Raw genomic sequence first — 11,236 nt, forward strand, 5'->3', positions numbered from 1 at the left:
AACGTGTTCAAAAGTGGGGTGCCCCGGTCACCTCCGCCGCCGCACCGACGGTTCGGTGGTGGGTGCGTCCTGTGGCGGCGACTCCTCCGCGCTGGGCGCGGCGGAGGGGGCCTTCTCGGGGGCCCCGCGACGGCTGGTGGGACTCGCTCCGGAGGGACGGGGAACGGGGCGGCCCTCCGGGGCGGTGGTCCGACCCCGGCCGGGCGAGGCCGACAGGGATGACGGGGATGTCGGCACGGCCGAGGGGGACGACGGCACGGCCGTCGGCGACGTCGGCTCGGCCGAGGGACTGCTCGCCGATGGCGGGGCGAGCGGGACCACCGGGGAGGCGGGCCGTTCGTGGGACGTGCGCAGCAGCGGCAGCGCCAGGACCGCGGCGACCGCGCACGACGCACCGACCCCGGCCGCCGTGCGCAGCAGCCGGCGGCGGGCCGCGCCCCGGCGGATCTCCTCGAACCGGCCGGGGGGCGGGGCGAGATGACCGGAGGAGGGTCGCAGGATGACGGCGAGGGGGTCGTCGGGGTCGAAGTCCGGACCGTCGTCAGAGTGTGTGATCAAGACTTCTCCTCAGGTGGGCGCGGAGCAGTTCGCGGGCCGCGTGCAGGTCGGCCTTGACGGTTCCTTCCTTGCGCCCGGTCAGCACGGCCACCTCCCGGATCGGCATGTCAGCGTAGTAGTGCAGCAGGATCGGCGTGCGCAGCCGTTCCGGCAGCGCCTGCACGAGCAGCCGGACCGACGGGTCGGCCTGCTCGGCGGGCGGCCGGACCGCCGCTTCGATCCCGGCCCGGTGCACGGCCCTGCGCTCGCGCTCGAGCTTGCGCCAGTGATCCCGTACGAGGTTGGCGGCGGTGACGTAGAGGAAACCCCGGGGCTCCGCCACGGTCGTCCAGCGGGCCCAGAGCCGGGTGAACGCCTCCGAGGCGATCTCGTGGGCCGTCCCGTCGTCGTCGACCAGACGGCGGCACCAGCCGGCCAGGCGGGGGTAGAGGGCGGCGAACAGCTCGGCTGCTGCCTTCTCGCGGGACCGTTTCAACGCTCTCCATCGGGGGTCGGGCACTCGTGGGGAAGACCCCGGGCCGCCGTTGTGCGTTCCGTCGGCCCGTGGTCCGGGTGTTCTCCGGCCTGGCGGGGTCAGGCGCCCGGGCTCAGCACGGCGAAGACGATCACGTTGTCGCGGTAGCCGTCCCCGGTGCGCGGGCCGCCGCACGTGATGAGCCGCAACTCCGGCCGGTCCACGTCCCCGTAGACGGCCTTGGTCGGGAAGTCGGCCTTGGCGACGGTCCGTACGCCGGTGACCTCGAACCTCGCCGAGGTGCCGTTCTCCAGGCCCGCGACGATCCGGTCGCCCCGGCGCAGCCGGTCGAGGTGCCGGAAGACGCCGTCCCCGTAGGCACCGACGGTCACATGACCGAGGATCACCGACGGACCGGTCTGGCCGGGCGTCGGCGAGTACCGGTACCAGCCCGCCCGGTCGTGGGTCTCGACCGCGGGTACCTGCACCGTGCCGTCCTGGGCCAGCCCCAGCTTGACGACCGGGGTGTCGACCCCGATGGCCGGGACCAGCAGCCGCACCGGCACCGAACGGGCCGCCGCGCGGACCGGGTGGGCCGAGTGCCGCGCGGGCCGGGGCGTTCCGGTGGAGCGGTCCGCCTCCGTCCGGGCCGGCGAGTGCGAGCCGGCGCAGCCGGTGAGCAGCGCGGCGGCCGCCGCACCGGCGAACGCGCGCCTGGAGAGCTGGTTCACGCCCCGGTCACCCGTCGGCGGCGGATCACCAGGAACGCCGCACCGCCCAGGGCGGCGGCTCCGGCGACGCCCCCGCCGATCAGCGCTCCGTCGTTTCCGGAGCTGTCGGACCCGGAGGCCACACCGGTGTTCGCGGCGCCCCGGGGGACGACGGCCACCTGGCCCCCGTCCCGCACCTTGGTCGGGACGGGGCTCGGCCGCAGACTCGGCTCCCGGGTGGCGCTGCCGCGCCCGCCCGTGGTCGGCGAAGGCGACGCACCGAGAGTCGGGCGGGCGGACGGGGCGGGGCTCGGGGTGCCGTCCGCGAACGCGGGCACGGTGCCCGCCAGTACGGCAACGCAGGCGAGTGCCGCGGCACTGAGGACAGTTCGGCGCATGGATCGCTCTCTTTCGTAGGTCGGCCCGCCCGGTGAGCGGGCGGGCCGTGTCACGGATCGAGCGGAGAGACGAGGCAGCGAGGGAACAGGTTGTAAAGAGATGGCAAAACCGTTCGGGGTGTGTCGCCTGCGGCCGTGCGGTTAACGGGAGTTGACGTACCGGTGTGGCGGGAGCGGCGAATGCGACCGGTGTGGATCGACCGCCCGCCCGTCGTCGTCCCGGTGGCTACTTTTGGGCCGTGCGGACACCACAGCAGTCAGGGGACGGCCCGATTCAGGGCTCCCAGCGGGCGCCCCTGGCACCTCGCACCGCCGGCCCCCCTCCACATCCCCTGCTCGCCATGCAGCAGTCCGCGGGGAACGCGGCTACCACGCGGGCGCTCGGTCACCGGCAGGACGGACCGGCCCGGCCCCTGGCCCGGCGGCGTCCCGTCGCCGTGCCGCCCGGCATCGACGAGAGCGAGCGGGGTTTCGCCCTGCCGCCGTACCTGGCGGACCTGACGGCGGCCGGGCTGTCCACGGCGCACGGGCTGACCGGTCACGGCTTCGTGCGCGACACCGTCGCCGCGGCCGTCGGGCACGGCGACGGCACGGTCGCCGACATCGCGGCCGAACTCGCCGGGCGCCCGGAGAGCTTCTTCGGGCAGGGCCGTGCCTTCGCGGTGCGGGGGGCGAAGGGCAAGGAGTGGTTCGACGTCACCGTCACCCTCTCCCCCGCGCCCGACGACCGGCCGCCGGTCTTCCACCCCGGGAACGTCCTGGGCGAGGTGGGACCGGACCCGGACGGGACGCCGCTGGCCCGGCTGGACGACGCCGAGGGCAAGGACACCAAGGTCGACGTGCAGCACAACACCGCGGCGACCGTGAGCACCACGGCCGCAGGCTCCTCCAACAAGGGCGCGGGCGGTATGGCCTTCGGGCTCGCGCCCGTCGCGCCGGGGCTGTGGGTGGGCGGCGCCGCCACCGGTGCCGTCCAGCCCTGGCAGTCCTCGCGCGAGTCACGCCACCAGCGGAACGTGGCCGAGCCGCGTGTGCTGCGCAGCGACAAGGGCTCGGTCGAGGTGGAGCGCAGGGTGCGGTACGGGGTGCGGATCAAGAGGCACGGCGCGCGGGACGAGCAGAGCTCCGAGGGTTTCGGCACGCTCACCCAGCGGGTGCCGACCGAGCATCTGGTCCCGGCCGGCACCGGGGCGCCCCGCCCGCCGAAGCCCGTCCGCGCGGAGACCGCCCGGCAGGTGTCGCTGGCCGACTCCCTGGCCCCCCTCGGCGTCACCGACGGCGCCGCCCCGCACCAGGGCGGCGGCGGACTCTTCGACGCGGTCGCCTCCGTCCTGCACCCCTCGCTCACCGCTCCCGGCGCGCCCGGCCGCGCCCGGCTGTACGAGGCGACCTCCACGGCGACCGTCCTGGAGGACCTGCCCCGGCTGCTGCGGGACGGCGTGACCAGCGTGGACCTGCCCTCCAAGGACGGCAGCACGGTGGGCGGCTACCGCATGCGGGCGGCGATCACCGGCCTCTCCCCCGCCTGGGGCACCGGCGGCACCCAGTTGCGCACCCACCAGCAGACCCAGCACTCGGTCACGGAGTCCGCGGGCAAGGGGCGGGCGGTCACGGCCGGGCTCGGCCCGGCGATCGGCGTCGGCGCGACCGGGAACGCGGCCGTCGTACGGGGCACCGCCATGCCGGTCGCGGCGGCCCGCGGCGCGCGGTTCACCGTGGCCGAGCAGACGGTGTCCGGCAGACAGGGCGCGGAGGTGCGGGGCGACAAGGTGCTCTACTCCGGGACCGTCCGGTTCACCGTGGAGGGCACCGGGCCGCGCTCGGCCCGGATGGTGCTGGATCCGCGGGCCCGGGTCGCCGAGCACTCGATGAACGTGTGGCTGTCCCTGCGCGCCGACGAGGCGCAGGCGCTCGGGCTGCCGCTGCCACCCGGCGTGACGGCGGGCGAGTTCATCAGGAAACCGGACGGGAAGGACGCCGAACGCCATCTGCCCTTCGGCGGCATGGGATCCAGTGTGGCCCTGAGCCGGCTGGACACCGGCCCCATGCGCAAGGCCGTGCAGGAGCTGTTCGCGACCGATCCGCGGCTGGCCGGCTATCTGCCCGCGTTCGGCACCACGCCTCCCGCGGCGTTCACCTCCCGGGAGGAGGCCGAGGTCCAGCGCCGCAACCACCGGGAGCTGATGGCCGCCCTGTCGGAGACCAACCTGCGGGTCAACAAGGACCAGTTGCTGTCCACCGGAATCCGGGTGCGGCTGCGCCGCAAGACCACCCTGCACTCCCACGACGTGCAGCTACGGGTCAAGGGCGCGCTGCGCGAGACCGGTTACCTCGGTGACGTCGACGACTGGCTGGTGCGCAGCCACTCCGGCGTCGGCTCCACCACACAGAGCGGGCGCGGCAGTTCGCGTTCGATCGGCGGTCTGGTCCTCGCGCAGGCCCGGCTGGTGCCCGGCGCACTGACCGGTTCCGCCCGCTACGAGCGGCACAGCGCCGGGACCCGCCGGAACCAGGCCGGTCCCACCACCCGTACGGACGTCCTCACCAACGGCTCCGAGAAGGCGAGCGTCTTCGGGGCCGCGCTGCGTCTCGACGTCGACGTCACCATGACCTCCCGGCAGCGCAAGCTCGCCCGGAGCCTCACCCCGGGTTCCCCGGGGCAGGACGCGCCGGAGGCGAGGCTGCTGGCCGGGCTGAGCACGGACGAGCAGGACGTACGGCTGCTGACGCCCGCGGAGTTCACGCTGGACGAGGAGGGCAAGCGGCGGCAGGAGGCGGTGCGTGAGCGGCGTATGGCCAAGGCCTCCGCTCCGGAGCACGACTTCGCCGCCGCGGGCATCGGCGACCTGGCCGCGCTCACCCCTCGGCCGGCCACCGGGCGGGCGCTGCGGGACTGGCAGCTGGTGGAGACGGTCGGCGACGGACAGCCGGTGCGGGACCTCGCGTTCCAGCTGCTCTCCCGGGCCGCCGCCCGCGACAAGGGGCTGCGTGAGGACCCCGCGCTCGCGACGGAGGGGCTCGCCCCGCGGCTGGCCGTCGAGGAACGGTTCAGCCCGCAGGCGATCACGGCGTCCCTGCGGCAGGCCGCGTCCTCGGGGTGGGTGGTGAAGAACCTGCGCTACCCGCGCCGCCTGGCCGCACTGAACGGAGCGGTCGGCACCCGGCTCACCCTGGCCAACCCCAGGTTCGTGCACAAGGCCACGGGCCCCGGCACGGAGACCTTCGTGCTCGGTGGCCACCAGGCCGCCGGACAGCAGGGACGGGGCACCACCAGTTCGGTGCAGTTCGGGGCGACCGGCTCGGAGAACGGCCCCGAGTGGCGCACCGGCCAGGGCCTGTCCGCGTACCGCACCGGGAGTCAGGGCGAGGCCGAGGCCTCCGTGGTGTCCGGCACGGTCGAGCGCAACGCCCACACCCCCAAGAAGGCCCCGCTCTACCTGGTCCAGTGCGATCTGCTGGTGAACATGGTCGCGGAGGTCGAGGTGACCGGCGGCGGCCCCTACGTGGCGAAGGGCGTCCGGACCCTGCCGGGCGCGGCGGCGGTGTGGCTCACCGAGCGGCAGTTGCCGGCGGCCATACGGCGGCAGCTCGGGCTCGACGAGGAACCGGTACCGGCGTCGTCCTCCGCGCGGGGGGAGACCAGGGCGGAGAGCTCCCGGACGGCTGCCGAGCGGGGTGCCGGCCGGGAGCGGGGCACCGCCACGGACACGGCCGGGTCCTCCTCTTCCGCGCCGGTGCGGCCGAGCGCGTCCCTGGCCCACGGACTCCCCCTCGGCTTCGGCATGATCGAGAAGCTGCCCAGCTTCGTGCCGCTGCTGGAACGGCTGCGCACCCGGCTGGCACAGAACCGGCGACAGGACCTCGCCGAGGACCTGCTGCCCAGGCAGCAGCTCAAGGACCGCAACGACAACGTGCAACGGCTGCTTCGGGTCCTGGACCGGGACGGTTCGGCCGGGCTGCTGTCCGGTGCCATGGACGGCGGGGTCACGGTGGAACTGTTCGACGGGCGCCGGACCCCGTACTGGGCGGTGTTCAGGGTCGACCGGGTCCGCGACGGCGTGTCCGAGGGCACGGCGGCCGACGGCCGGGACATGGAGTACATCACCTCGGCCGTCGCCCAGCGGGCCGCCTCCCGCGACGAGGGTGCGGTCACCGGCGTCGAGGGCATCCTCGCGGGTTCGGGCAAACCGGACGGCGGGGCTGGCCAGTTGAAGAGCATGGGCGGCGCGGCCGGCCTCGGCGCCGCCTCCGCCGGTTCGCGGCGCGACGGCACCGTCAGCCGGGGCCAGCTCGGTATGAAGACGGTCGCGGAGGCCAAGACCGCGAGGTCGGCGAGGATGCGCGTGCCGATCCGGGCGAGCCTGGAGCTGTACCGGGGCGGCACCCGGGTCGAGGTGGCCCGGCTGGAAGGGCTGGCGCTGACCCATCGTGTCCTGGAGAAGGACCTGGAGGCGCTCGGCCGCGTGGTCGCGCCCCGGGCGGAGACGCTGCGTGCCGCCCGGGGGCCGAGCGGTGCCTCGGCCGACGTCGGCGCGTGGCGGGCGGGTGGTGTGCGCCTGCCCATGGAGGCACAGGTCAACGGCTTCCGGGGAGCGCCCCGAGTGCGGGAGCTGGTGAACGCCGCCGTCCGGGCGGCGGGCGGCGGCGACCGGTTCCGGGACAGGGGCCAGGCCGCCGCGTACGCCCTGAACGAGGCGGTCTCCACCGAGTGGCTGATCGCCGCGCTGCCGCTGCTGACCTCCGCCGGGGCCGACCTGCCGCCGGTGCACGCGACCGGTGTCGAGGGGCAGGACCTGCGTGCCCGTCTGCACGCCCGGCTGCGCGCCGGGCGGGTGCTGGGCAAGGGCGACAAGATGACCTTCGAGACGGTCGGCCAGAGCCACCTGGACGCCCCCCGCCCCACCCAGACGGACGGCCAGAGCTCCGCCGACCACGGCAGGCAGGCACGCGGACTGTTCGGCGCCGGTCTGCTGAACGCCGACGAGTTCCGGCTCAACCAGCTGATGGGCAGCACCGGCGGCGCGGGCGGCGCGACCGACGCGGCGGTGAACTCCTCCGGTTCCATGCCGCTGCACAAGCCCAAGACGACATCGGTGCTGGTGCAGTTCACGCTGGACGTCCGGGTGGTCGCCGAGGTGACGAACCGGGTGCGCTCCGGCCGCGCATCGACCGCCGTCCGGGAGATCACCCTCCCGGCACCGGTGGTGATCCGCATGCCGGAGCCCGCGGTCCGCCGCCTGCTGACCGCACACCCCGCCGAACTCCAGGACCCCGACGACCGGCTCGGCCTCAGGAAGGCGGCACCGACTCCCTAGGCAGAGCCTGGCCGCCGAGCGCCTCCCGCAGTTCCGCCCGGCGCCGTATGCCCAACTTCTTGTAGGCGTTGGTGAGGTGGGTCTCCACGGTGCGCCGGGCCAGGTGCAGCAGGGTGGCTATCTCGGTGTTCGTACGGCCGTCGGCGGCGAGTTGGGCGATGCGGCGCTCGCTGCCGGTGAGGGAACCGGATCCGGTGCGGGCGGTGCCGGCACGGCGGGCGCCGCTCTCGCGCAGGGCCTCCTCGGCGAGCTCGCGCAGTCGCGGTACGCCAAGGCGTTCGGCGCGTTCGGCCGCCTCCCGCAGCCCCTCCCGGGCCCGGGCGCGGTCCCCGGCGGCGGCAAGCTGCCGGCCCCGCGCGACGAGCGCGGCCACCAGTTCGGGCTCCGTGCCGGACCGTGCCTCGCGCAGCAGCCGTACGGCGTCCTCGGCCAGTTCCAGACCGCGCCGGCCGCCGGTGACCGTGCCGAGCACCCGCAGGGCGCGGCCCACCGTCCGGGGCGTCCCCCACACCCGGGCCAGGCGCAGCTCCTCCTCGGCGAGCGCCAGCGCCTCCCGGGGGCTGCCGAGGGCGAGCCGGCACTCGGCGGCGGCCGAGCGCCACGGGGTGACGACCGGGCTGACCACCTCGCGGGCCGACTGGCGGCGGCCGCACTCCAGGAAGTCGTGCAGCGCCCCGGCCGGGTCACCCGCGGCGGCCCGTTGCACGCCCCGCGCGTACAGGAACCGGTTCAGCTCCCACGAGTCGGGCGCCGCCCGCAGGTCGAAGCCGTCCGCGAACCGCCGTGCCTCGTCCGTGCGGCCCAGTTCCACGAGCGCGATCAGGGTGTGGGCGTGCGCGTTGGCGGGTCCGGCGTCCGCGGTCACGGGCGGCTCGGCCGGCAGCCGCCCGTACTCGCCGCGGGCCGCCCAGATGTCGGCCCGTACGTTGAGCAGCGCCTCGTGCATCGGGTGCAGCAGGTCGGGCCGCTGCCCGGCCAGGCCGCGGTCGACGAGCCGGTCCGCCTCGTCGAGTTCGTCGGCCCACTGGGCGACCGCGGCGGCGGTGCCCAGCAGGAACGGCTCGGTCAGCGGGTCGGCGGGCTCGGCGAGCAGGGTGCGCACCTGGCGCATCGCGTCGTCCGCCGAGGCCAGCCCGGCGGTCGCCGCGCGCCGTATCAGCAGGGCCCTGGCGGCGGGGCCGACCTGCTCGGGCGCGTGCGCGGCGGTGTCGCTCAGCCGCCGGTACACATCGCGGCGCACGGTCTGGTCCTGGTCGGACAGCACGGCGGACGCGCTGTGCACGAGGCCCGTCAGTTCGGGGCGGTCGGTGAACTGGCCGTCCACCGTGCGCAGCACCTCCACGGCGACACGGGCCTTGCCGCGTCCGGCCAGCGCGGTGCCGAGGGCGACGGCCGCCCGCACCCGGTCCTGCGGTGTGCCGGGCAGCCGCATGGCCTCGGTGAGCCGGGAGATCCCGGACGCGGCACCCGGATCGGCGCACTCCAGCGAGCCGAGCCCGGTCAGCAGCCGCTGGCGGCGCTCGTCGGGCAGTGGTTCGTCGAGGGCCCGGCGCAGGAAGGCGACGGCGTCGTCGGCCCGGCCGTCGCGCAGGGCGTGGGCGGCGGCGTCCTGGAGCACGCCCGCCGACCACGGCTCGCCCACCGGGCCGGAGCGCAGCAGTTGCCGGGCGACCGCGTCGGTGGGGGCGCCGCGGTGCAGCATCGTCTCGGCGGCCTGCCGGTGCGCCGCGCGCCGCCGGGCCGCGGGCACGCCGGTGAGCACCGCGTCCCGCAGCAGGGGGTGCGCGTACCGGGGGCGGCCGTCCGGGGCGGGACGCAGCACCCCCAGGCCGGTCATCGCGGTGAGCCAGCCCGTCACCCGGGCCGGGTCCGCGCCCGCCAGCTCGGCGAGCAGCCCGCCGAGGCCCTCGGCGGAGCAGCCCGGGTCCGTGCCGCCTCCCGCGTCCCAGCCCTCCTCCAGGGCGGCGAGCGCCCGTGCGACCTCGGTCGTGCCGGCGCCGGCGCTGTCCAGCCACCAGGACACGGCCGCCTGGTACGCGCCCGGGTACAGCGCGGCGGACGCGTCCGGCACGTCCGGGTGCCGGTCCGGGCCGCCGAGGTCGTCGAGCAGGGCGCGCAGCAGCATCGGGATGCCCGCGCCGGCCCGCGCGCAGCTGTCGGCCCACTCCTCGGTGGCGGCCGGGACCCGGGTGTGCACCAGCCCGGTGGCCGCTTCCGCGGTGAGCGGAGCGAGGGTGTGGGTGTGGACCAGGGCGGGCGACAGGGTGTGGGTGAAGCCCGGGCCGGGCGGGTCGACGTCGTACTGGGCGCGTTCGGTGACCGCCAGCAGGATCGGCAGCCGTAATCGGTCCACGTGCCGGGCGGACTCCACCAGCCAGCGGTACGAGGGGGCGTCGGCGAGGTGGACGTCGTCCACGGCGATCAGCAGCGGCGACTCGTCGGCGTATCCGCGCAGGACCCGCCACAGCAGCAGGCCCTGCTCGCGTTCACTGCCGTTGCCCTCTGGCTGCCCGAACCACTGGACGGGGCCGAGCAGTTGCAGCACGGTGGCGAACGGCACGGTGGAGTCGCCGGGCGAGCAGCGGGCCCGCAGCACCCGCATGCCCTGGTCGGCGGCGTGCTCGGCGGCAGCCTCCAGGGCGGTGGTCCGGCCGGTGCCGGTGGCCCCGCGCAGCAGCACCAGGCCGCCCGCTCCGGCCCGGGCGCGCGCCACGCCGGCGGCGATCAGCGCGGCGGCCTCGCGGTGTTCGCGCGGCGGGTCACCCAGCGGTCGGGACATCCCTGCCTCCTTGCTCGGACGGGTCACCGTCGTAGACGTCGTGGTCGTCGTGGTCGTCGCAGAGATCGCGCACCTCACGGGGGTCGTGCACGTCACACACGTCGTGGTCGTGGTACCGCCGATCTCGTGGTGCCGCTCGTGGTGCTCCACGATTGCGCGGGCCCCTCCGGCCGCATGAGTGTGAGGAACACACGCCCGGCCCCGGTCCCGCAGAGGTGGCTGGCACGCGGACTTGGGGGAGACGGTTGCTCAGCTCATCGCGGACCACACGCCCCGGTACGGCCGACTCCGCCGACCGGATACCGGTGGCGGTCCACGCCCCGGACCCGATCCTGCGCGAGGGGGTGCTGGGCCAGTTGCGCCGGTACCCGGAGGTCGAACTCCGGGAGGAGAGCGCGTCGGGCCCCGGCACGGTGGCACTGCTCGTCGACGACGTGCTCGACGAGACCGCGCTGACCCGGCTGCGCCGGCTGGTGCGCAGCGAGGGGTCGCGGGCGGTGCTCGTGGTGAGGTCGCTGCGGGAGGCCGAGCTGCTCGACGTGATCGAGTGCGGGGTGGGCGCCATCGTGTGGCGCCACGAGGCGACCGCGACCCGTCTGGTGCAGGCCGTCCTCGCGGCGGCCCGCGGCGACGGCGACCTGCCCGCCGACCTGCTCGGCCGGCTGATCAACCAGGTGGGCACCCTGCACCGCAGCGCGGCCGGCCGCTCGGGCACGCCCACCTCGGGGCTGACCCCGCGTGAGGTGGACGTACTGCGGCTGGTCGCCGAGGGGTTCGACACCGGAGAGATCGCCGGCAAGCTGTCCTACTCCGAACGGACCGTCAAGAACGTGATGCACGGGCTGACCACCCGGCTGCACCTTCGCAACCGGGCGCACGCCGTGGCGCATGCCCTGCGGGAAGGCTACATCTGATCGAACGGGCATGCGGTACCGGCCCTTCCGGTCATCCGGTCTGCCCCGCGGTCGTCCCCGGCGTGCCTGCGGGGACGGCCGGCCCGGAGGGCAGGATCGGTCACGGCG

At 75.6% G+C, this 11,236-nt stretch carries 7 protein-coding genes; 2 read left to right on the top strand and 5 right to left on the bottom strand.

Annotation, left to right across the window (positions count from 1 at the left end):
* Window positions 1-27: 27 nt before the first annotated feature.
* From ACFY0F_RS21350 to ACFY0F_RS21365, 4 genes are all read right to left on the bottom strand, one after another.
* Window positions 28-558 (bottom strand): hypothetical protein, encoded by a 531-nt coding sequence (locus ACFY0F_RS21350; RefSeq protein WP_388796386.1) that lies wholly within the window; start codon window positions 556-558, stop codon window positions 28-30.
* Window positions 542-1,033: an RNA polymerase sigma factor gene (locus ACFY0F_RS21355; RefSeq protein WP_388796389.1), complete on the bottom strand. Its 492-nt coding sequence runs from the start codon at window positions 1,031-1,033 to the stop codon at window positions 542-544. The genes ACFY0F_RS21350 and ACFY0F_RS21355 overlap by 17 nt, the downstream gene beginning before the upstream one ends.
* A 98-nt stretch (window positions 1,034-1,131) precedes the next feature.
* Window positions 1,132-1,743: a class F sortase gene (locus ACFY0F_RS21360; protein ID WP_388796392.1), complete on the bottom strand. Its 612-nt coding sequence runs from the start codon at window positions 1,741-1,743 to the stop codon at window positions 1,132-1,134.
* The gene (locus ACFY0F_RS21365) at window positions 1,740-2,120 is read right to left on the bottom strand and encodes a sortase-dependent protein (protein WP_388796395.1); all 381 of its coding nucleotides are present in this window, start codon (window positions 2,118-2,120) and stop codon (window positions 1,740-1,742) included. Before ACFY0F_RS21365 ends, ACFY0F_RS21360 begins: the two co-directional genes overlap by 4 nt.
* Before the next feature lie 341 nt (window positions 2,121-2,461).
* Here ACFY0F_RS21365 and ACFY0F_RS21370 point away from each other — a divergent pair, with 341 nt between their 5' ends.
* A complete protein-coding gene (locus tag ACFY0F_RS21370; protein WP_388796398.1) occupies window positions 2,462-7,435 on the top strand; it encodes a hypothetical protein in 4,974 nt (1,657 codons plus the stop codon).
* Here ACFY0F_RS21370 and ACFY0F_RS21375 read toward each other — a convergent pair.
* Window positions 7,410-10,214, bottom strand: a complete 2,805-nt coding sequence (locus ACFY0F_RS21375) for a LuxR C-terminal-related transcriptional regulator (protein ID WP_388796401.1) — start codon at window positions 10,212-10,214, stop codon at window positions 7,410-7,412. The two genes, ACFY0F_RS21370 and ACFY0F_RS21375, sit on opposite strands and share 26 nt — an antisense overlap.
* Window positions 10,215-10,459: 245 nt before the next feature.
* On the opposite strand from ACFY0F_RS21375, the gene ACFY0F_RS21380 reads away from it, so the two are divergent.
* Window positions 10,460-11,128 (top strand): LuxR C-terminal-related transcriptional regulator, encoded by a 669-nt coding sequence (locus tag ACFY0F_RS21380; protein ID WP_388796404.1) that lies wholly within the window; start codon window positions 10,460-10,462, stop codon window positions 11,126-11,128.
* Window positions 11,129-11,236: the final 108 nt, after the last annotated feature.

Source organism: Streptomyces sp. NPDC001544 (genome assembly GCF_042894285.1).
In the GTDB taxonomy this organism is placed as follows: domain Bacteria; phylum Actinomycetota; class Actinomycetes; order Streptomycetales; family Streptomycetaceae; genus Streptomyces.